Origin of the sequence: Kribbella rubisoli (assembly GCF_004217145.1) — a bacterium.
GTDB lineage: Bacteria > Actinomycetota > Actinomycetes > Propionibacteriales > Kribbellaceae > Kribbella > Kribbella rubisoli.
In genome coordinates this window covers 43,835-63,298 of the sequence record NZ_SHKR01000018.1, presented here as the reverse complement: position 1 = coordinate 63,298, position 19,464 = coordinate 43,835, and the positions used below count along the sequence as shown (strand labels likewise).

21 protein-coding genes are annotated in these 19,464 nt (G+C 68.7%); 15 read left to right on the top strand and 6 right to left on the bottom strand.

Annotation, left to right across the window (positions count from 1 at the left end; genetic code table 11):
* Window position 1 precedes the first annotated feature (1 nt).
* Complete coding sequence (locus EV645_RS38375) at window positions 2-1,579, top strand: FAD-binding protein (protein ID WP_130449629.1); 1,578 nt, start codon at window positions 2-4, stop codon at window positions 1,577-1,579.
* Here EV645_RS38375 and EV645_RS38370 read toward each other — a convergent pair whose 3' ends face one another.
* Window positions 1,580-2,695 (bottom strand): ADP-ribosylglycohydrolase family protein, encoded by a 1,116-nt coding sequence (locus tag EV645_RS38370; RefSeq protein WP_130449627.1) that lies wholly within the window; start codon window positions 2,693-2,695, stop codon window positions 1,580-1,582. It lies immediately after the preceding gene.
* Window positions 2,696-2,836: 141 nt separating this feature from the next.
* Here EV645_RS38370 and EV645_RS38365 point away from each other — a divergent pair, with 141 nt between their 5' ends.
* The 5 genes from EV645_RS38365 to EV645_RS38345 all read left to right on the top strand — a co-directional run bounded on the left by EV645_RS38365 (window position 2,837) and on the right by EV645_RS38345 (window position 7,507).
* Window positions 2,837-3,037: a hypothetical protein gene (locus EV645_RS38365; protein ID WP_130449625.1), complete on the top strand. Its 201-nt coding sequence runs from the start codon at window positions 2,837-2,839 to the stop codon at window positions 3,035-3,037.
* A 60-nt stretch (window positions 3,038-3,097) separates the two neighbouring features.
* On the top strand, window positions 3,098-4,297 hold the full coding sequence (gene aroC, locus EV645_RS38360) for a chorismate synthase (protein WP_130449623.1): 1,200 nt from the start codon (window positions 3,098-3,100) through the stop codon (window positions 4,295-4,297).
* Window positions 4,294-4,794, top strand: coding sequence for a shikimate kinase (locus EV645_RS38355; RefSeq protein ID WP_130449621.1), 501 nt, complete (start codon window positions 4,294-4,296; stop codon window positions 4,792-4,794). The genes aroC and EV645_RS38355 overlap by 4 nt, the downstream gene beginning before the upstream one ends.
* Window positions 4,791-5,891, top strand: coding sequence for a 3-dehydroquinate synthase (gene aroB, locus EV645_RS38350; RefSeq protein WP_130449619.1), 1,101 nt, complete (start codon window positions 4,791-4,793; stop codon window positions 5,889-5,891). The genes EV645_RS38355 and aroB overlap by 4 nt, the downstream gene beginning before the upstream one ends.
* A 533-nt stretch (window positions 5,892-6,424) precedes the next feature.
* Window positions 6,425-7,507, top strand: a complete 1,083-nt coding sequence (locus EV645_RS38345; protein ID WP_130449617.1) for a Gfo/Idh/MocA family protein — start codon at window positions 6,425-6,427, stop codon at window positions 7,505-7,507.
* Here EV645_RS38345 and EV645_RS38340 read toward each other — a convergent pair.
* Window positions 7,504-9,528: a HelD family protein gene (locus EV645_RS38340; RefSeq protein WP_130449615.1), complete on the bottom strand. Its 2,025-nt coding sequence runs from the start codon at window positions 9,526-9,528 to the stop codon at window positions 7,504-7,506. The genes EV645_RS38345 and EV645_RS38340 overlap by 4 nt on opposite strands.
* 60 nt (window positions 9,529-9,588) lie before the next feature.
* On the opposite strand from EV645_RS38340, the gene EV645_RS38335 reads away from it, so the two are divergent.
* The 3 genes from EV645_RS38335 (at window position 9,589) to EV645_RS38325 (ending at window position 11,644) form a co-directional block, all read left to right on the top strand.
* On the top strand, window positions 9,589-10,176 hold the full coding sequence (locus tag EV645_RS38335; RefSeq protein ID WP_130449613.1) for a TetR/AcrR family transcriptional regulator: 588 nt from the start codon (window positions 9,589-9,591) through the stop codon (window positions 10,174-10,176).
* 5 nt (window positions 10,177-10,181) lie between these two features.
* Window positions 10,182-10,628 carry a type II 3-dehydroquinate dehydratase gene (gene aroQ / locus EV645_RS38330; protein ID WP_130449611.1) on the top strand — a complete coding sequence of 149 codons (447 nt, stop codon included), beginning with the start codon at window positions 10,182-10,184 and terminating at the stop codon, window positions 10,626-10,628.
* A 281-nt stretch (window positions 10,629-10,909) separates the two neighbouring features.
* Window positions 10,910-11,644, top strand: a complete 735-nt coding sequence (locus tag EV645_RS38325; protein ID WP_198682141.1) for a response regulator transcription factor — start codon at window positions 10,910-10,912, stop codon at window positions 11,642-11,644.
* A 48-nt stretch (window positions 11,645-11,692) separates the two neighbouring features.
* On the opposite strand, the gene EV645_RS38320 is transcribed toward EV645_RS38325, so the two are convergent.
* Complete coding sequence (locus tag EV645_RS38320; protein ID WP_130449609.1) at window positions 11,693-12,295, bottom strand: NAD(P)-dependent oxidoreductase; 603 nt, start codon at window positions 12,293-12,295, stop codon at window positions 11,693-11,695.
* A 1-nt stretch (window position 12,296) separates the two neighbouring features.
* Complete coding sequence (locus tag EV645_RS38315; protein WP_130449607.1) at window positions 12,297-13,202, bottom strand: EamA family transporter; 906 nt, start codon at window positions 13,200-13,202, stop codon at window positions 12,297-12,299.
* 73 nt (window positions 13,203-13,275) lie between these two features.
* Between EV645_RS38315 and EV645_RS38310 the strand changes: the two genes are divergently transcribed.
* Entirely contained in the window at window positions 13,276-13,773 is a 498-nt protein-coding gene (locus EV645_RS38310; protein WP_130449605.1) for a MarR family winged helix-turn-helix transcriptional regulator, read from the top strand.
* 5 nt (window positions 13,774-13,778) lie between these two features.
* Complete coding sequence (gene fxlM, locus EV645_RS38305; RefSeq protein WP_130449603.1) at window positions 13,779-14,918, top strand: methyltransferase, FxLD system; 1,140 nt, start codon at window positions 13,779-13,781, stop codon at window positions 14,916-14,918.
* Here the strand turns inward: fxlM and EV645_RS38300 are convergent.
* On the bottom strand, window positions 14,905-15,771 hold the full coding sequence (locus EV645_RS38300; RefSeq protein ID WP_130449601.1) for a hypothetical protein: 867 nt from the start codon (window positions 15,769-15,771) through the stop codon (window positions 14,905-14,907). The two genes, fxlM and EV645_RS38300, sit on opposite strands and share 14 nt — an antisense overlap.
* A 129-nt stretch (window positions 15,772-15,900) precedes the next feature.
* On the opposite strand from EV645_RS38300, the gene efp reads away from it, so the two are divergent.
* Together efp and nusB are read left to right on the top strand one after the other, a co-directional pair.
* A complete protein-coding gene (gene efp / locus EV645_RS38295) occupies window positions 15,901-16,464 on the top strand; it encodes an elongation factor P (RefSeq protein ID WP_130449599.1) in 564 nt (187 codons plus the stop codon).
* 36 nt (window positions 16,465-16,500) lie between these two features.
* Window positions 16,501-16,911 carry a transcription antitermination factor NusB gene (gene nusB / locus EV645_RS38290; protein ID WP_130449597.1) on the top strand — a complete coding sequence of 137 codons (411 nt, stop codon included), beginning with the start codon at window positions 16,501-16,503 and terminating at the stop codon, window positions 16,909-16,911.
* 261 nt (window positions 16,912-17,172) lie between these two features.
* Here nusB and bldD read toward each other — a convergent pair whose 3' ends face one another.
* Window positions 17,173-17,688, bottom strand: a complete 516-nt coding sequence (gene bldD, locus EV645_RS38285; protein WP_130449595.1) for a transcriptional regulator BldD — start codon at window positions 17,686-17,688, stop codon at window positions 17,173-17,175.
* A 205-nt stretch (window positions 17,689-17,893) separates the two neighbouring features.
* Here bldD and pyrR point away from each other — a divergent pair, with 205 nt between their 5' ends.
* The gene (gene pyrR / locus EV645_RS38280) at window positions 17,894-18,487 is read left to right on the top strand and encodes a bifunctional pyr operon transcriptional regulator/uracil phosphoribosyltransferase PyrR (RefSeq protein WP_130449593.1); all 594 of its coding nucleotides are present in this window, start codon (window positions 17,894-17,896) and stop codon (window positions 18,485-18,487) included.
* Complete coding sequence (locus tag EV645_RS38275) at window positions 18,484-19,419, top strand: aspartate carbamoyltransferase catalytic subunit (protein WP_130449591.1); 936 nt, start codon at window positions 18,484-18,486, stop codon at window positions 19,417-19,419. Before pyrR ends, EV645_RS38275 begins: the two co-directional genes overlap by 4 nt.
* Window positions 19,420-19,464 lie beyond the last annotated feature (45 nt).

Sequence of the window (19,464 nt, the reverse complement as noted above, 5' to 3'; positions counted from 1 at the left end):
AATGCCAGTCAGTCGTCGTGGTCTTCTGGCCGGGACTGCAGTTGCGGGTGCGGCTCTCGCCGTTCCAGGTACTGCGTCTGCCGCCCCGTCGGCGCCCATCGGTGTCAAGATCGGTCCGGGTGACGCCCGCTATCAGGATCTTGTCTCCCGCGGGCAGAACCGGCGTTTCGTCGGCACACCCGACTACATCCGGGTGATCCGGTCTCCGCAGGACGCAGTCGCCGCCGTACAGGAGGCCGTCCGCAGCGGCAAGCGGATCGCGGTTCGCGGTGGTGGGCACTGCTTCGAGGACTTCGTGGACAGCAGCGACATCGAGGTCGTGCTGGACATGTCGACGAACAACGACATCACCTGGGATCCGCAGTACCGGGCCTTCTCGGTCGGCTCCGGCGCGATCCTGGAGAACCTCTACAAGGAGCTGTTCTTCGGCTGGGGCCTGACCGTGCCGGCCGGCGGCTGCCTCGGCGTCGGCGTCGGCGGCCACTTCGCCGGTGGCAGGTACGGTCCGCTCTCGCGCAAGTACGGCTCGGTCGTCGACCACCTGTACGGCATGGAGGTCGTGGTCGTCGACGCCCGCGGCCGGGCCCGCACCGTGGTCGCGACCCGTGACAACGAGCACCGCGACCTGTGGTGGGCGCACACCGGTGGCGGCGGAAACTTCGGCGTCGTGGTCCGGTACCTGCTCCGCAGCAGCGGCTCGACCGGCCGGACGCCGGAGGAATCGTTGCCCAAGGCACCGGCTGCGCTGCGCTCCACGGTGCTGGTGTACGACTGGTCGAAGACCACCCAGGCCGACTTCGTCCGCACGATGCGGAACTGGTTCACGTTCTTCGAACAGCACAACACGCCGGACTCGCCGTACGCGACGCTCTACGCGCCGTTCGTGATCACCCAGAAGAAGGCGGGACAGTTCCTGCTCTCGACCCAGATCGACGCCGCCGCGCCGAACTCCGAACAGCTGATGAACGCGTTCAACGCCGCGATCACGACCGGCGTACAGGCCGAGCCGCAGACGATCGACATGGGTGCCGGCCCGTTCCTGCACCTGACGATGGAGCGCTCGATCGGCGAGACGGCGACGCCGAGCCGCGGCAAGTACAAGGCGGCGTACCTGAAGAAGGGTTACACCGACGAGCAGATCGTCGCGATGTACAACGGGCTCACCGACCCGGACTACAACGGGCCGGAGTCGTCGATTCTGCTCGTCCCGTACGGCGGCAAGGTCAACACCGTCCCTTCGAACGCCACCGCCGCAGCGCAGCGGGACGTGGTCTGCAAGATGGTGCTCACCGCGTCCTGGGAGTCCGCCGCCGACGACGCGATGCACCTCGCCTGGGCGCGCAAGGTGTACGGCGACATCTACCGCGCCACGGGCGGCGCGCCGGTGCCGAACGCGACGAACGCCGGCTCGTACATCAACTACCCGGACACCGACCTGGCCGATCCGGCGTACAACAAGTCCGGCGTGCCGTGGCACGACCTGTACTACCTGGGCAACTACCCGCGGCTGCAGCAGATCAAGTCGAAGTGGGACCCGCGCAACGTGTTCCACCACAAGCTCTCGATCGAGCCTGCCTAGTCACCAGCCCGGGTAGCGCGTGGTCCAGGAGGTGTGCGGGCCGTAGTCGCCGTGCAGACGCTTGCCCTGGGTGAACTCCAGGGCGAAGTCGTCCGCGAGTTGGAGGATGACCGGGCGACCCTCGACGGTGAAGACGAGCTCTGCGGGGAGAGCCGTCTCGCCGTGGAGGGCACCCAGGATGTTGCCGCAGATCGCGCCGGTGGAGTCGCTGTCGCCGGAATGGGTGACGGCGAGCGCGAGCGCGTCGAGGAACTGGTCCGGCTCCGGGTAGGCCAGTGCTGCGAAGACCGCGATGGCGAGTGCCTCCTCGGCGACCCACCCGCCGCCAAGTCGCTCGACCGTGACGGGTCCCGCGGGAGCTGTCGCAGCCAGGTGTCGCGCGAACGTGAGCGCAGTACTGGTCTCCTCGTGGCCCCCGTGCTGTTCGAGGAGCTCGGTCGCGCGGGAGATCGCGTCGTCCAGGCTGGCGCCGTTGCACAGCTCGTGGATGATCGCGGCTAGCGCGCCCGACGCGAGCTTCCCGGTCGGGTGACCGTGCGTGTACCCGGCGGCCGTCGCGGCCGAGTCGAAGATCCAGCCTGTCGGGTAGTACTCCGGCAGCAGCCCGAACGGCGCGACCCGCATCACCCCGCCGCACCCCTTCGAGTCGTTCACCGCCTCGTCGCCGTACTGCGCGATCCGCGGCTCGCCCTTACGCGCTTCCGTCAGCGCGCCCAGGCAGGTGTTGCCTGGCGCGCGACGTGCGTACAGCCACTGCTCGCCCTGCAGCCAGCCGTCGCGCTCGCCGCTCGGTCCGGGCAGGTTCTGCGTATCCAGCCACCGGTCGTACGCGTGCTGGACAACGGCGACGGTGAAGCCCAGCCCCCTGTCGGTCCGCACGCTCGCCCGGATCAGGCCTTCCATCGTGAACAGCGTCATCTGGGTGTCGTCGGTGATCGTCCCCGCCGGCCAGTTGTCACCACCCGCGACGAACGTCCGTAGGCCGTCCGGGTGCTTCGCGACGATCGACCGGCCGTCCTCGAACTCCACCGGTCCGCCCAGCGCGTCCCCGATCGCCCCGCCCAGCAAGCATCCGCGCACCCGCGCCCGCCACGTCTCCTCAGCCGCCCGACTCATGCCAGGACCTTAGGGCATGCCTGACCCATCCGGGGTGGTGCCAGCGCTACCCCCAAGACGGGTTCCAGGGCCAGTTCACCCGGCGTTCCGAACTTCTACCGTCGTTGGTATAAGGAACCGAGACGTTCAAGGGAGCGCATCATGACCACCGCATTCCGTCGTACCGCCGGGCGCCTGGCCGTGGCGGCGCTCGCCACCACCGCCCTGACCGGTGCCGCGATCGCCGGCGGTCAGGCAGCCAGTGCCAGCACCAGTTGCGACGAGTCCCCGATCATCAAGACCTTCGACGTCGTCCTGTCCGTCCGCGACGGCATGACCCAGGACAGCCAGACCTGCCGCTGAGCTGCTGCTGACTCTGAGACCGGCGTCCGGGTGGTGAGCGGGGCGTGAAAGAATCCAGGCATGCTGCGCTGGCTCACCGCCGGCGAGTCGCACGGACAAGCGCTCGTCGCCGTACTCGAAGGTCTCCCCGCCGGGGTCGAAGTCACCACTGATGACGTGGCCGACGCCCTGGCCCGTCGGCGGCTCGGCTACGGCCGAGGTGCCCGGATGAAGTTCGAGCGGGACGAGGTGACGTTCCTCGGCGGTTTCCGGCACGGGCTGACGCTCGGGAGCCCGTGCGCCATCCAGGTCGGCAACACCGAGTGGCCGAAGTGGGAGCAGGTGATGAGCGCGGATCCGGTCGACGCGGAGACGCTCGCCGGCCTCGCGCGGAACGCCCCGCTGACCCGCCCGCGGCCCGGTCACGCCGACCTGGCCGGCATGCAGAAGTACGGGTTCGACGAGGCCCGCCCGGTGCTCGAACGCGCCAGCGCCCGCGAGACCGCCGCCCGGGTCGCCCTGGGCGAGGTCGCGGCACGGTTCCTCCGCCAGTCGTACGGCGTGACGATCGTCAGCCACGTCGCCGAGCTCGGCACGGTCAAGGCGCCGTACGGCGTGATCCCGGCGTACGGCGATGTCGCGAAGCTGGACGCGGATCCGGTCCGCTGCCTGGACCCGGACGCGAGCAAGCAGATGGTCGCGGAGATCGACGCCGCGCAGAAGGCCGGTGACACGCTCGGTGGTGTGGTCGAGGTTGTCGTCGACGGACTTCCGCCGGGCCTCGGCAGCTACGTGCACTGGGACCGGCGGCTCGACTCCAAGCTTGCCGGTGCGCTGATGGGCATCCAGGCGATCAAGGGCGTCGAGCTCGGTGACGGGTTCGAGCTCGCGCGGACGCCGGGTTCGAAGGCGCACGACGAGATCGTCGCCTCCGATGGTGCGATCCGGCGGACGAGTGGTCGCTCGGGTGGCACCGAGGGCGGGATGAGCACGGGCGAGACGCTCCGGGTCCGCGCCGCGATGAAGCCGATCGCGACCGTGCCGCGGGCACTGCGGACGATCGACACGTCGACCGGCGAGGCTGCGTCCGCGCACCACCAGCGGTCGGACGTCTGCGCCGTACCGGCGGCGGGGATCGTCGCCGAGGCGATGGTCGCGCTGGTGCTGGCCGAGGTCGCGCTGGAGAAGTTCGGCGGCGACTCGGTGGCGGAGACCGCGCGGAACCACCAGTCGTACCTGGCGAACCAGCCGACGACGATCACCCCGCGGGAGTGGGAGTGAGCCCGGTCGTCGTCTTGGTCGGGGCGCCGGGATCGGGGAAGTCCACGATCGCGGCGCTGCTGGCCGAGCGGTTGAAGGCCACGCACCGCGACACCGACGCCGACATCGAGGCCCGCGCGGGCAAGCCGATCTCCGAGATCTTCGTCGACGAGGGCGAACCGCATTTCCGCGAGCTGGAGCGGGCCGCGATCGTCGAGGCGCTGAAGGACGACGGCGAGGTGCTGTCGCTCGGCGGCGGCGCGATCCTGGATCCGGCGACCCGCGCCGACCTGGCCGGCCACACGGTCGTCTTCCTCGATGTCAGCCTCGGTGAGGCATCCAAGCGCGTCGGCCTGAGCGTCGCCCGACCGCTGCTGCTCGGCAACGTCCGCACCCAGCTCCGCAACCTGATGGAAGCCCGTCGCCCTCTCTACACCGAGGTCGCCAAGCTGACCGTCCTGACGGACAGCAAAACCCCCGACGAGATCGCCGACGAAATCCTGGAGCACCTGGCATGACCGACGCCCCGACGCGGATCCGCGTTGCTGCGGCGGCTCCGTATGACGTTGTCATCGGCAACAATCTGCTGGCCGAGTTGCCTGGGTTGCTGGGGGAGGGCGTGCAGCGGGTTGCTGTCGTCCACCCGCGGGCGCTCCGCGAGACCGGCGACGCGATTCGCGACGACCTCACGGCCTCCGGGTTCACCGCGCACGCGATCGAGATCCCGGACGCCGAGGAGGCCAAGACCGCCGAGGTGCTGGCGTACTGCTGGTCCGTGCTCGGCCAGGCCGGCTTCACCCGCTCGGACGCGGTCGTCAGCGTCGGCGGCGGTACGACGACCGACCTCGCCGGGTTCGTCGCCGCGACCTGGCTGCGCGGCGTGAAGGTCGTGCACATCCCGACCACCCTGCTCGGCATGGTCGACGCGGCCGTCGGCGGCAAGACCGGCATCAACACCGCCGAAGGCAAGAACCTGGTCGGCGCCTTCTGGGAGCCGGCCGGCGTGCTGTGCGACCTGGCCGCCCTCGAGTCCCTGCCACAGAACGACTACGTCAGCGGCCTCGCCGAGGTCGTGAAGTGCGGGTTCATCGCCGACCCGGTGATCCTCGACCTCGTCGAGAAGGACCCGGCCGCCGCCACGAGTCCGTCGTACGCCGCGGCCGAGGAGCTGATCGCCCGCTCGATCCAGGTGAAGGCCGACACGGTCGGCGCGGATCTGCGCGAGCGGACCACGACCGTCGGCGGCCAGATCGGGCGCGAGGCGCTGAACTACGGGCACACGCTCGGCCACGCGATCGAGCGCGTCGAGCGGTACAAGTGGCGTCACGGCGCCGCGATCAGCATCGGCATGGTGTTCGTCGCCGAGCTGGCCCGCGCCGCCGGCCGCCTCGACGATGCGACCGCCGACCGCCACCGCGCCGTACTCGAGTCCCTCGGCCTCCCGGTCGCGTACCGCGCCGACGCCTGGCCGCACCTGCAGGACGCGATGAAGCTCGACAAGAAGACCCGGGCCGACCGCCTGCGCTTCGTCATCCTCGACGCCCTCGCCAAGCCGACCATCCTCGAGGCGCCCGACCCGGGCCTGCTGATTGCGGCGTACGGCGAAATCAGCTGACCCCGCACCCAGCCGGCTGGCGGGTTGTTTCACCACCGACCCGCAACAACACACCAGCCCCGAAACAACCCGCCATCCGAGCGCCCAAGCTGTAGCCGCCGGCCCAGGCGCCCCGGGCCCGGCCGAGGCAAGCCGGGCCTGGCCGAGGGAAAGCCGGGACTGGCCGAGACGAGCCGGGCCTGGCCGAGGGAAGCGGGGCCTGGCCGAGGGAAGCCGGGGCTGGCCGAGGGAAGCGGGGGCTGGCCGAGGGAAGCCGGGGCTGGCTGAGGTGCGGTGGTGTGCTGCTGCCTGGGCGGGTTGTGGTGTGTGGAGACGCCGTGTGGTGACCGGGGACCTGAAATAGCAGGTCCCCGGTCACGGCTTCGGGTCTCAGGTTGCACTTCTTGCCGCATGCGTGTCGCCCACCAGTTCCTGTGTCGGCCCTCGGTGTGCGTGGGTGCATGGGTGTCCGGATGCGGTCAGATGGTGGGCGGTGGGTTGTGGATCGGGAGCGGGGCACCGAGGATGGTAGACCCGTGGAAAGGGCTTTCCATATGCGTAAGCAGCGGATCGCGATTGTCGGTACCGGCGGGATCGCCGCCTCGCACGCCCGGGCGGTCACCGCGCTGGCGGAGCGGGCCGAGCTGGTCGCGGCGGTCGACGTCGACCTGGGTCGGGCCAAGGAATTCGCCGACAAATGGAACATCCCGGCGACGTACCCGAGCCTGACCGACCTGCTCGCGGCGGACCGCGTCGATCTTGTCCACCTGTGTACGCCGCCGAACTCGCACGTCCCGCTCGCCGTGGAATGCCTGGCGGCGGACGTCGACGTTTACATGGAGAAGCCGCCGACCCTCTCGCTGGACGAGTTCGACAAGCTGGTGGCGGCGGAGGAGAAGTCGTCGGCGCAGGTCGCGTGCGTCTTCCAGCAGCGCTTCGGATCCGGCGCCGTCCGGCTGCGGCAGCTGCTCGACGACGGCGTACTCGGTCGGCCGCTGGTTGCCCTGTGCAACACCGTTTGGTACCGCGACGACGCGTACTTCGATGTGCCGTGGCGCGGCACGTTCGACGTCGAGGGTGGCGGGCCGACCATGGGGCATGGAATCCATCAGTACGACCTGCTGCTGTCGATCCTCGGCCCGTGGGAGAAGGTGACCGCGCTCGCGGCCCGGCAGGCTCGTCCGACGCAGACCGAGGACGTCTCGATGGCGCTGCTGACCTTCGAGAACGGCGCCGTTGCCTCGGTCGTGAACTCGCTGGTGTCCGCCCGTCAAACATCGCAGCTCCGCTTCGACTGCGCGAACGCGACCGTCGAGCTGGAACACCTGTACGGCTACAAGAACCCCGACTGGACCGTCACGCCGGCGCCCGGCCACGAGGAGATCGCCGACGCCTGGTCGGCCGATCTTCCCGACGTACCGAGCGGCCACACCGCTCAGCTGGCCGCGATCCTGGAGGCCAAGACGGCGGGTAAGCCGACCCCGGTCACCCTCGCCGAGGCCCGCAACACGCTCGAACTGGCCGCCGCGATCTACGCCTCAGCCTTCACCGACAAGCCGATCCGCCGCGGCGAGCTGGCCCCCGGTACGCCGTACGCCCAGCGTATGGGCGGCCCCGGCGCTCCCTGGAGTGCCTAGCTCAGCTCCGCTGGGAGCGGGAGGTTGTGGAGCACGTCCAGGCGGGAGACGGCTCTGGTGAGGATCACGTAGAGCCGGTTCAGGCCGCGGGGCTCGTTTGCGACAATGTCCGTTGGTTCGACTGCGATGACGTGGTCGTACTCGAGGCCCTTGGCCAGGCTTGCCGGTACGACGGCGACGCGGCCGTCGCCGTCCGCCGCGACGACCTCGATGCCGGCCGTCTTCAACGCATCGGTCAGTACCGGTAGTTGGTGGTCGGCGGCGATCACGCCGACTGAGCCTTCCCGGGTGAGCGCCCGCTGCACGCTCTCGACACACGCCGCCGGAAGGTCGTCGACGTGGGTGATGGTCAGCTCGCCGTCGGAGCGGAAGGACGTGGTTGGCGGGACATCGACGTCGAGGGACGCCAGCAGACGGTTCGCCAGCTCGACGACGACGGCGGGCACGCGGTAACCGGTGCTCAGGGCAATAATCTCCGCGGTCGGTTTCCCGAGCTGGCCGAGCTGGGTCGGCCAGTCGGTCGCGGCCCAGGCCGTCGTACCTTGAGCCAGGTCGCCGAGCACGGTCAGCGAACTGTGCTCGCTGCACCGCGCGATCGCACGGCACTGCATGGGGGAGAGGTCCTGCGCCTCATCCACAATCACATGCCCGTACGTCGGTGCGCGCTCGAGCAACGCACTAACCTCGTCGAGCAGTACTGCGTCGGCAGCCGTCCACCTAGCGCTCTTCGCCGTCCGCGGCCTCGGCCATCTGATGGCGTCCAGCTCGTCCGCGTTCAGGATCCCGTCCGCAGCAGTTGAAGGATCGCTCAGCACCTCGGCCAGTACTTCGTCCGCCTTGAGCCGAGGCCACACGGCCTCGACGGCGGGCGTCACCGCCCGGGCCATCCGGCGCAGCCAAACGCCGTTGCAGTTCTGCCCGCGAGCCTCCGCCTGCCGCTGCAAAGCCGCGACGATCCGCGCGATCACCCGCTCACGACCGGTCAGGTACGTCGTCGCATCCGCCTCGGCTTCCACCACTATCTCTGCGAACTCGTGCTGGTTGACGCGCCACTTGTACGACTCGTCGCTCACCACGACTGCTTGTGACGGTCGACCGATCCGCGAGTACACCGCCTTCCGCAGTACGTCGGCCATCCGCACGTCGTGCTTCACCTCGGCGGTCGCCTGCTCGTCCGTCGCGCGGACCTCACGATCCAGCAGCTGCTCGATCGTCGTCTGCTCGACGTCGACCTCGCCCAGGGTCGGGAGGACGGCGGAGATGTAGTGCAGGAACGCCCGGTTCGGACCGAGCACGAGTACGCCGTTCCGCGTGAGTCGGGACCGGTGCGCGTAGAGAAGGTACGCCGCTCTGTGCAGGCCGACCGCGGTCTTGCCGGTGCCGGGTGCGCCTTGCACGCAGACCGAGACGTCGAGGTCGGTCCGCACCAGCGTGTCCTGCTCCGGCTGGATCGTCGCGACGATGTCCCGCATCGGGCCGACCCGGGCGCGCTCGATCTCGCGGCGTACCAAGTCACTGCCACCGGACGGCGAGCCGGTCAGGAGGCGCTCGTCCTCGAAGCTCGTGAGCGTCTGTGCGGACCAGCCGAACCGGCGGCGGGTCTCGATCCCACGCGGCTCGACCGCGGACGCCTGATAGAACGCGGCCGACACCGGCGCCCGCCAGTCGATCACCATCGGCGGCCGCCCGATCGCATCCGAGACATGCCGCCGCCCCAGGTAGTACGTCTGCCCGCCGTGCCCGCCGTGCCCGCCGTGCCCGCCGTGCCCGCCGTGCTCGCCGTGCCCGCCGGCGACTGCGCCGGCGGCGTACGCGATCGCGCCGAAGAACGGCGGGTTGTCGCCCTCCTCGCCCATGTCCCGCGCGAGCGTCTTCAGGTAGAACCCCAGTCGCTCGGCCGTGTACCGGTCGCCCCAGGTGTGCTCGCCGACCGCCACGTTCTCCCGTGCGCCGGCCACCATCCGCCGTAAGGCCTCCCGGCACCGCTCGGCGTACTCGCGCTCCGAAGCCAGACCCCGCATCCACCCCTCCAGGCAAAAGATTAACTCGGTCAATCTTTTGCCTAGGTTAACATGTTGACCATGACCGGACTTCGCGAGCGCAAGAAGCAGCAGACGTACGACGCCCTGTCCGAGGCGGCCATCGCGCTGTTCCTGAAGCGAGGCTTCGACGAGGTGTCGGTGACCGACATCGCCGAAGCGGCGAATGTCTCCAAGCCGACCCTGTTCAAGTACTTCCCGACCAAGCAGGACCTCGTCCTGCACCGGATCGCCGACCACCGGCACGAGTCCGCCCGAGTCGTCGCGGCCGCGGCGGTCCCACCGGTCCAGGCGCTCCGCGAGCACTTCCTCGCCGGGCTCACCGCCCGCGATCCCGTCACCGGGCTGAACGACCACCCGCAGGTCCTCGCCTACTACAAGCTCGTCTTCACCACGCCCGCACTCACGACCCGGCTCCACCAGTTCATGGACGACGACGAGCGCGCTCTCGCCCAAGCCCTCGGAGGCGATCTCACCGGCGAGCTCCTCGCTGCACAAGCGGTCTCCATCCAGCGAGTCCTGTCCCGCCGCAACTGGGAGGCCATCACCGCCGGCCAACGCGCCGCAGACCGCTACCTGGACGCGGTGACCGAAGCGGAAACGGCCTTCGACGACCTGCCGATAGGGTGACTGCTGTGACGGATGCGAGCAGGCGAGTGCTGGTGCTGAACGGACCGAACCTCGGACGCCTGGGGTCCCGCGAGCCGGAGAAGTACGGAACGACGACCTTCGCCGAGCTGGTCGGGGTGTGCGAGAAGACCGGCGCCGAGCTCGGCTTCGAGGTCGAGGTACGGCAGACCGACGACGAGGCCGAGCTGGTCGGCTGGCTGCACGAGGCGGCCGACGACCGGACTCCCGTCGTACTCAACCCGGCCGCGTTCACGCACTACTCGTACGCCCTGCGCGACGCGATCGCGCAGCGGACGGCTCCGCTGATCGAGATCCACCTCACCAACCCCGCCACCCGCGAGGAGTTCCGGCACACCAGCGTCGTCGCCGGTGTGGCGACCGGGACCATCGCCGGCTTCGGCCTCGACTCGTACCGGCTCGCGCTCCGCGCCCTCACCAGCCTGGATTCATAACCGCTCATAACCAAAGTGCCCTTTCGGGCATCAGGTAGTTGTGGGCAGATTTCAACCCGCCGAGCGGGCACAGTTCACAAGCCGACGGCCAAGAGCTCGGGGTGAGATGCCGGTGAAACGCCGGTGCGTCACCCTAGGCGTTGGGTCGTGACACCGGCTGTCACCGGTCCGAAAGGCCGGCCGGCCGGACGCACGATCGGGAGGAAATCGACGACTTGGGGGTTCGTGTGACTACGGATTCGATCCGTTCCGTTCAACAACGCTCTGGGGGAGTGACAGGTATGACGACCAGCACGAATGGGCAAAACCGTATTCCGGTCTGGGTCAAGGCGCTGGACCCGCTGTCGCAGTTCGGCCTGGTGCACACGCTCCGGCAGCGGCCGGAGATCAGCCTGATCAACGACACCGACATGACCGCCCTGCTGCCCGGGCTGTCCGGAATGTCTGGGCTGTCTGGGCTGTCTGGGCTGCCTGGGCCCACGCCGTCAGGCGACGAGCGCACCACCCCGCCAGTGGTCGCGTTGATCGCCATCGACTCGCTGGACGCCGGGGCCGTCCAGGTACTGCGGGCGGCAACCCAGCGCGGTTGTCGCCGGACCGTGCTGATCGGCAGCACGATCGACGACGACGCGCTGATGACCGCGGTCGAGCTGGGGGTGTCCGGCGTACTGCGCCGTACCGAGGCGACCGCTGACCGGATCGTGCACCTGGTGCAGGCTGCCGCTGCCGGGGACGGCAGCCTGCCGCCAGATCTGCTTGGCCGGTTGCTGGGACAGGTGTCACGGATGCAGCGGCAGGTGCTGGCACCACGGGGGCTGTCCCACACTGGTCTGTCCGACCGCGAGACGCAGGTACTGCGACTGGTGGCCGACGGCAAGGACACGCAGGAGATCGCTCGTGAGCTGTCCTACTCGGAGCGGACGGTGAAGAACGTCCTGCACGACGTGACCAGCCGGCTCCAGCTGAAGAACCGCTCACACGCCGTCGCGTACGCACTGCGCGAGGGCCTTATCTGAGACACCGGCCAGACAGCCGGCCCTCGCTCAACAGCGGGGGCCGGCTGCCTAGTACCCGACGGTGAAGCGCTGCCGGACGTGCTCCGCCCGCTCGGCCTCGTCGACGAGCGCGATCGCGAAGTCCTCCATCGAGATGGTCGAGTTGCCGTGGGCATCGGTCACCAGATGGTCGTAGCCCTCGCGATAGCGTCCGGTCCGCTCGCCGGGCTCGAGTAGCGCGGGCGGGCTCACGTACGTCCAGTCCAAGCCGCTGGCTGCCCGCACAACGTCGTACTGCTCGTTGCAGGCGAGGGCGATCGGGCGCAGGCCGACCGGGAAGCCGGGCGAGTCGATCAACTGCACTTCGGTCCCCGGCACGATCAGACTGGCCGCTCCGCCGACCAGGATGAGCCGTACGCCGCTGCCGCGCAGGCCGATCAGCAACCCCTTGGCCGCAGCGATGAGCTCACTTTCGCTTCCCGGACGCGGCCGGGTCGCGCTGATCACCACATCGTGCCCAGCGCTCAGTCGAGCGACGTCGTCCGGGTCAGCCGCGTCACCGCGGACCGGGCCGGAGCGGCCGACGGTGGTGACTTGGTGGCCGCGGGCAACTGCTTCTTGGGTGACCCGACTGCCGACGGCGCCGGCCGCACCCCAGACCAGGATTCGCATGTCAGCGCTCCCCGGCTGCGACGAGGACGGGACCTTCGGCGGCGGGCGTTGGCCGCACCTTCCGGCGTACCTGGGCGGTCACGAGGGCGCCGAGGACGATCAGACCGCCAACGGCCTGCCAGACCGACAGGTGCTGGTCCAGCACCAGCCAGCCGAGTGTGGTCGCCATGACCGGGCTGAGCAGCCCCAGGAACGTCACTTCGGTCGGAGCGAGCTCACGGAGTCCGCGGAACCACAGCGCATACGCGACGGCGGATCCGAACAGTGCCAGGTAGGAGTAGCCCGCGAGGTTCCGCAGGGTGAAGTCAGGGAGCGCACCTTCGACCAGGAAGGCCACTGGCAGCAGTACCAGTCCACCGGCGACGAGTTGCCAGCCTGTGGTCGCCAGCAGGGGAGCGGGCGACGTCCAGCGCTTGCTGAGTACGACGCCGAACGCCATCACGATCGCCCCGCCGACAGCCGCGAGCACACCCAGCATGTCGAGCTGTGCAGTAGCCCGCAGTACCAGCAGGCCGACGCCGAACACTCCGGCTATGGCTGTGAGGACAGTGCGCAGAGACAGACGCTGCCGCAGCAGACCGGCCGACAGTACTGCGACTAGTAGTGGCTGGATCGCACCGACAGTCGCGGCTACTCCACCGGGCAGCCGGTATGCGCCGACGAAGAGCAGTGCGTTGAAGGCACCGATGTTGAGCGTGCCGAGGACCAGTGAGCGCCACCACCAGCTGCCGCGGGGAAGGACGCGGGTGATCGCGACCAGCAGGAGGCCTGCCGGCAGCGACCGAAGCAGTGCGGCCAGCAGCGGGCGATGAGGTGGGAGGAACTCGGTCGTGACCAGGTAGGTCGTACCCCAGAGCAGCGGCGTGATCGCCGTGACCAGAAGAAGAGAGACTCGGTTGCTTAGCACTAAGATAAAGTATCTCAGCGCTAAGTTACTTACAATCCCTCAGCGCTAAGCAATTCGGCAGTAGGCTGAGCGGATGGCAGATCACGTCGACCTGGTGCTCGAGCAGTGGCGGGCGCGGCGGCCGGATATCGATCCGTCGCCGATGGGGGTCATCGGCCGGTTGAGCCGGCTCAGTGCGCTGTTCGACGCCGAGCTGCGGCGGAACTTCGCGAAGTACGAGCTGGACCGCGCGTCCTTCGACGTACTGGCGACGCTGCGGCGCAGCAACGCGGAGCACAGCCTGACGCCGGCCGGGCTGATGCACTCGTCGATGGTGACGTCAGGGGCGATCAGCCAGCGGCTGGATCGGCTGGAGACGCGCGGTCTGGTGACGCGCACGCCCAGCGAGACCGACGGCCGCGGCGTACAGGTGACCCTGACGGCCAAGGGCCTCAAGCTGATCGACAAGGTCCTCCCAACCCACGTCGACACCGAGGCCCAACTCCTCTCCGGCCTCTCCACCCCAGAACGCGACCACCTGGCCGCCCTCCTCCGAACCCTGCTCGAATCCCTCGGAGACAAGCGCGACTAGCGGTTATGACGAACGACTGGGCACGGGCGGAATCGCTTCGCAGCGCCCTGACGCGACAGTTGGTTGCGGATGGCACGATTCGCTGCCAGCAGGTGGCGGATGCATTGCAGGCCGTGCCACGGCACGTGTTTGTACCGGACGCTCCGCTCGACATCGCGTACGCCGACGACGTCGTGGTGATGAAGCGGGACCGGGTCGGTGTCGCGACCAGTTCGGTGTCGCAGCCAAGCATCATCGCGCTGATGCTCGAGCAGGCCGACATCCGGCCGGGGGACCGGGTGCTCGAGATCGGTTCGGGTGGCTACAACGCCGCGTTGCTGCGGGAGCTCACCGGTCCGGACGGCGCGGTGACCACGGTCGACATCGACCCGGAGGTGACCGATCGGGCCCGGGCATCCCTCGACGCGGCCGGGTATGGCGACGTGGCCGTCGTACGGGCGGACGGCGCGTTCGGTGACGCGGACCGGGCGCCGTACGACCGAATCGTGGTCACGGTAACCGCCTGGGACATCGCCACCGCGTGGCTACGGCAGTTGCGGCCGCTCGGCCGGATCGTCGTACCTCTCCGGGTGCGCGGTCAGACCCGGTCGATCGCGTTCGACCGAGTCGGCGACCACCTGGAGAGCCGGTCCACGACGCTGTGCGGCTTCGTCAACATGCAGGGCGCCGGAGCGAATTACGAGCGCCATATCGCGCTCGGTGGGGCGACTCTGATGTACGACGAGGATCAAGAGGACGAGCCGCGTCCGCAGGACGACGTACTGGCGTTGCCGCGCGAGCAGGTGTGGTCAGGACTGGAGGTCGGTCGGGAGGAGCCTCTGCTTGATCTGTATCTCTGGTTGGCGAGCAGACTGCCGGGATACTGCGTTCTGTTCACCGACGAATCGCCATGGGTGCCGGCGATCGCGACCGCGGACAGTCTGGCCTATCTGTCGACGCGGGCGGGCGCGGACGAGTCACATGTTGAGCTGGGGTGCAGCGGGCACGGTCCGGGCGCTCACGAGTTGATCGAGCGGCTGGTAGAGCAGGTGCTGAGCTGGGGACGTCGGCTGCCGACGTTCCAGGTGCACGCTGCGGGTGATGAGTTGCCGCCGGGCTTTCATGTTGCTCGGCGGCACAGCTACATCACGGTCAGCTGGGAGTAGTTCCCGGGCGTGGGGTGTTGCGGACGGTTTGCCAGAGTTCGTCTATGTCGGAGCGGTCTTCTGGTTCGGGCTTGTCTACCCAGCCGCTGGCCCAGACGTTCTCTTCGCGGTCGTCGAGGTTGAAGATCGACTCCGCGAAGGCGGCGGAGCCGACGTAGCGCCCGTCGTCCTCGTCCGGGTCGTCGGATTCGTCGGCGTCGGTGGAGCGGGGAGCGGTCTTGGGGGCGACGAGGGAGCGGGCGTACTTCTGTGCCTCGAGGATGCCGAGCTCGCGCTTCTCGCCCAGCAGACGGATCGCGCCGACTTCGTTGTTCGCGTTCATCAGCGTGCGCACCTGGGCGTCCAGGTCCTGGTTCGAGACCGGCAGTTGGCTTTGCTGCGGGCGATGCGCCGGCGGCTGGTAGGGATTGGCGTTGTACGCCGGCTGGAACTGGGCCGGAGGCTGGTACACCCCGGTCGACGGGTACTGCGCAGAGCCGCCGGGCTGCTGTGCCGCCTGCCCCGGAGAGGTCCGCTCGCCCAGATGACGCGGCTGCCGACCGCTCTGCAACAGCTGCTCCAGTACGGCCGCGACCTGCTGACTGCCCGGCGCGCTCCCGGTCTGGCTCGGGAAGGTGGACTGCTGGCTCTGAGGAGGGGCCGGCGGACCGCCCTGGCGGGCCGCCTGGGTGTACTGGCCCTGGAACTGCGTGGGCTGGTTGCCGCCCTGCTGGGCCTGGATCTTCTCGACCAGCGCCTGGACCCGCGGGCTGACCTTCCCGCTGTTCCGGTTGGCCCGGTTGGACTGCTGCTTGGCCTTGTTGATCAGGCTCACGACGATCATCACCACGATGAAGATGATGAATCCGGTCATCGCAGGCCTCCTCCCGTGGACGGTCCGACTCTCAGCGTAGAGCCCCCCGGGTGCGCGGAGTCGGAGGAATCCGGAAGTGACCGCTACAATCTCGTGTTACCGCTGATCGAATTCGAAGGGCATACCCGCGTGGCATCGACGAACGACCTCAAGAACGGCATGGTGCTCGACCTGGACGGCCAGCTCTGGTCCGTCGTGTGGTTCCAGCATCACAAGCCGGGCAAGGGCGGCGCCATCGTCCGGACCAAGCTGAAGAACGTGCTGTCCGGCAAGGTGGTGGACAAGACCTTCAACGCCGACGTGAAGGTCGACGTGGCCACGGTCGACAAGCGTGACATGACCTACCTGTACAACGACGGCTCGGCGTACGTGTTCATGGACAAGTCGACGTACGAGCAGCTCCAGCTCCAGCCCGAGGTGGTCGGCGAGGCCGTCCACTTCCTGCTCGAGAACCAGGACGCCATCGTCGCCGTGCACGACGACCTCCCGCTGTACGTCGAGCTCCCGGCCTCCGTCGAGCTGACCGTCGAGTACACCGAGCCGGGTCTGCAGGGCGACCGCTCCAGCGGCGGCACCAAGCCGGCCAAGCTCGAGACCGGGTACGACATCCAGGTCCCGCTGTTCCTGACCACCGGTGAGAAGGTCAAGGTAGACACCCGCACCGGGGACTACCTCGGCCGCGTCACCTCCTGAGGCCCTGACACACCCTGAGAGAGCTGACAACAGAACATGTCTGCCCGTAGCAAGGCCCGCAAGCGCGCACTGGACGTGCTGTTCGAGTCCGAGGTCAGGGGGCTGCCGGTCGGCGGCACCCTGGCCGACCGGGTGGCCGACAACGACCCGCCGGTGAACGAGTTCACCGTTGCGCTGGTCGAAGGTGTCGCGAAGCACATCGAGCAGATCGACGACCTGCTCGAGACCCACTCGGTGGGCTGGACGCTGGATCGGATGCCGGCCGTCGACCGGAACATCCTCCGGATCGGCGCGTACGAGCTGCTGTTCGACGACCAGGTCCCGGACGTGGTCGCGGTGAGCGAAGCGGTCGCGCTGGCGCGGGATCTGTCGACGGACGAGTCGCCGGTCTTCGTGAACGGGCTGCTGGCGAGACTGCTGCAGCTGAAGCCCACACTGGGCGTCTGAGAAATTCGGGCGGCTGAGTTTCGGGCGGTTCGAGGAACGAGGGGGGCGAGCCCTCTCCGAGTTCCTCTGTGTGTCTGGCCCGGTGACCGTCTCGGTACGGTCCCGGGCCGCCGATGCGTCCCCGTACGCGGCTGGTGAGGTGTTACCTGCCGCTCCTACTGCTGTTGTCCTGCTCTGTTGAGTCAGATGGAGAAGGCGGGCGGCCGCGGGCCAGCTGCTACAAGCCCCGACCGTCAAATGCCTTCGATTGACGCTAACGCGTCAGGCGCCGGCTGCCTCGGACGATTCCTCGACCTCGCCCTTCGCCTCCGGGTTCAGTACGCCCCAGGAGATGAAACGCTCGGTCAGCGTCGTCGGCGACTCGTCGTAGATCACGGCGAGCGTCCGCATGTCGTCCTGCCGGATCGACAGCACCTTTCCGTTGTAGTCCCCGCGCTGAGCCTGGATCGTGGCGGCGTACCGCGTCAGCGGACCCGCCTCGCTCGCGTCGAGGTGTTGCAGGGCCTCCAGGTCGAGGATCAACCGGGGCGGAGCGGCAGCAGCCGCGGCCGCGCTGGCGGAACCAGGGAGCAGTTCACGGATCGGCACGCCGTAGAAATCGGCGAGCTCCGCGAGCTTCTGGACCGTGACGGCTCGATCGCCGCGCTCGTAAGAGCCGACGACGACCGCCTTCCAGCGACCCTTGGACTTCTCTTCCACACCATGCAGCGACAGTCCTTGCTGCTGGCGGATGGCGCGTAGCTTGCCACCCAGTGTCTTCGCGTATTCGCTAGGCACGCTGGTCTTCCCTCCGACTAGTTTCGTCTTGTCCGGCCCGCAGGGTACGGCCCGAAAGGTGAAACCCCCCTCGATTACACAGAGTAACAATATTCTGGGTGCGAGGCCAGCGTCAAGACGGCGTGTCACATCCGATACCATGTCAAGCGGTCCGAACGTCCTTTAAAGACCCGTCCAGAGAGGCGGGAAAGGAGGAACGGTAGCGATGAGCCCTGCCCAGAGTGCAGAGCAACCCGAGCTCGCGCAGCCGCTGCAACGCAGTGGTCGCGAAGTTCTCGACGCTTCCGATATTTCCCGGGCATTGACCCGGATCGCCCACGAGATTCTCGAGCGGAACCGCGGCGCCGACCCGGTCGTCCTGCTCGGCATCCCCACCCGCGGAGTCCCGCTGGCGCAGCGCGTCTCCGCCCGGATCCAGGCTGTTGAGGGGCAGAGCGTGCCCACAGGGTCACTCGATGTGACCATGTACCGCGACGACATCGGCCTCAAGCCGCCCCGTGGCCTGGAACACACCGACATCCCCGCCGACGGGATCGACGGCAAGGTCGTCGTCCTCGTCGACGACGTGCTGTTCTCCGGCCGCACGATCCGCGCGGCCCTCGACGCACTCGGCGACATCGGCCGCCCGCGCGCGGTCCAGCTCGCGGTCCTCGTCGACCGCGGCCACCGCGAGTTGCCGATCCGCGCCGACTACGTCGGCAAGAACCTGCCCACCTCCCTGGCGGAGCGGGTCACGGTCCATCTGACCGAGTTCGACGGCGAGGACGCTGTGCTGATCGCCGACAAGGGGGCGAAATGAAGCATCTGCTGAGTGCCGGCGACCTGAGCCGCGACGAGGCCAATCTGATCCTCGACACCGCCGAGGAGATGCGGTCGCTGGCCGACCGCCCGATCAAGAAGCTGCCCGCGCTGCGCGGGCGGACCGTGGTCAACCTGTTCTTCGAGGACTCGACCCGAACCCGGATCTCCTTCGAGGCGGCCGCGAAGCGGCTGTCCGCGGATGTGATCAACTTCTCCGCCAAGGGCTCGAGCGTGAGCAAGGGCGAGAGCCTGAAGGACACCGCGCTGACGCTCCAGGCGATGGGCGCGGACGGTGTGGTCTGCCGGCACGGTTCTTCGGGCGCGCCGCACCTGCTGGCGAAGTCCGGCTGGATGACCGGCTCGGTGGTGAACGCCGGTGACGGCACCCACGAGCACCCGACCCAGGCGCTGCTCGACGCGTTCACGATGCGCCGCCACCTCGGCTCGCTGGACGGGCGCCGGATCACGATCGTCGGCGACGTCCTGCACTCGCGGGTCGCGCGGTCGAACGTGCTGCTGCTGTCCACGCTCGGCGCCGAGGTGACCGTGGTCGCTCCGCCGACGCTGCTGCCCGTCGACATGACGAGCTGGCCGTGCGCGACGTCGTACGACCTGGACGGCGCGCTGGCCAAGACCGACGCGGTGATGATGCTGCGGGTGCAGCGGGAGCGGATGAACGACGCGTTCTTCCCCAGCGCCCGCGAGTACACGCGGCGGTACGGCCTCGACCGGTACCGGATGGCGCAGTTGCCGGACGAGGCGATCGTGCTGCACCCCGGCCCGATGAACCGCGGGATGGAGATCAGCGCCGACGTCGCCGACTCCACCCGCTCGGTGATCGTCGAACAGGTCACCAACGGCGTGGCCATCCGCATGGCCGTTCTGTATCTGCTGTTGTCAGGTAGTAACGAAGAGGAGCAGACCGCGTGAGCGAGCGGAGCGAGTTCACCATTCAGCACAGTCCGTCTCGCGCCT

Excerpts from the sequence above, each read along its gene's own strand:
- EV645_RS38275 (WP_130449591.1), top strand. The coding sequence starts at position 18,484 with ATGAAGCATCTGCTGAGTGCCGGCGACCTGAGCCGCGACGAGGCCAAT.
- EV645_RS38300 (WP_130449601.1), bottom strand. The coding sequence starts at position 15,771 with ATGACCGGATTCATCATCTTCATCGTGGTGATGATCGTCGTGAGCCTG.
- pyrR (WP_130449593.1), top strand. The coding sequence starts at position 17,894 with ATGAGCCCTGCCCAGAGTGCAGAGCAACCCGAGCTCGCGCAGCCGCTG.
- EV645_RS38320 (WP_130449609.1), bottom strand. The coding sequence starts at position 12,295 with ATGCGAATCCTGGTCTGGGGTGCGGCCGGCGCCGTCGGCAGTCGGGTC.
- EV645_RS38365 (WP_130449625.1), top strand. The coding sequence starts at position 2,837 with ATGACCACCGCATTCCGTCGTACCGCCGGGCGCCTGGCCGTGGCGGCG.
- nusB (WP_130449597.1), top strand. The coding sequence starts at position 16,501 with ATGTCTGCCCGTAGCAAGGCCCGCAAGCGCGCACTGGACGTGCTGTTC.
- EV645_RS38340 (WP_130449615.1), bottom strand. The coding sequence starts at position 9,528 with ATGCGGGGTCTGGCTTCGGAGCGCGAGTACGCCGAGCGGTGCCGGGAG.
- EV645_RS38345 (WP_130449617.1), top strand. The coding sequence starts at position 6,425 with ATGCGTAAGCAGCGGATCGCGATTGTCGGTACCGGCGGGATCGCCGCC.
- EV645_RS38375 (WP_130449629.1), top strand. The coding sequence starts at position 2 with ATGCCAGTCAGTCGTCGTGGTCTTCTGGCCGGGACTGCAGTTGCGGGT.
- aroB (WP_130449619.1), top strand. The coding sequence starts at position 4,791 with ATGACCGACGCCCCGACGCGGATCCGCGTTGCTGCGGCGGCTCCGTAT.
- EV645_RS38325 (WP_198682141.1), top strand. The coding sequence starts at position 10,910 with ATGACGACCAGCACGAATGGGCAAAACCGTATTCCGGTCTGGGTCAAG.
- EV645_RS38310 (WP_130449605.1), top strand. The coding sequence starts at position 13,276 with ATGGCAGATCACGTCGACCTGGTGCTCGAGCAGTGGCGGGCGCGGCGG.
- EV645_RS38335 (WP_130449613.1), top strand. The coding sequence starts at position 9,589 with ATGACCGGACTTCGCGAGCGCAAGAAGCAGCAGACGTACGACGCCCTG.
- fxlM (WP_130449603.1), top strand. The coding sequence starts at position 13,779 with ATGACGAACGACTGGGCACGGGCGGAATCGCTTCGCAGCGCCCTGACG.
- aroC (WP_130449623.1), top strand. The coding sequence starts at position 3,098 with ATGCTGCGCTGGCTCACCGCCGGCGAGTCGCACGGACAAGCGCTCGTC.
- EV645_RS38370 (WP_130449627.1), bottom strand. The coding sequence starts at position 2,695 with ATGAGTCGGGCGGCTGAGGAGACGTGGCGGGCGCGGGTGCGCGGATGC.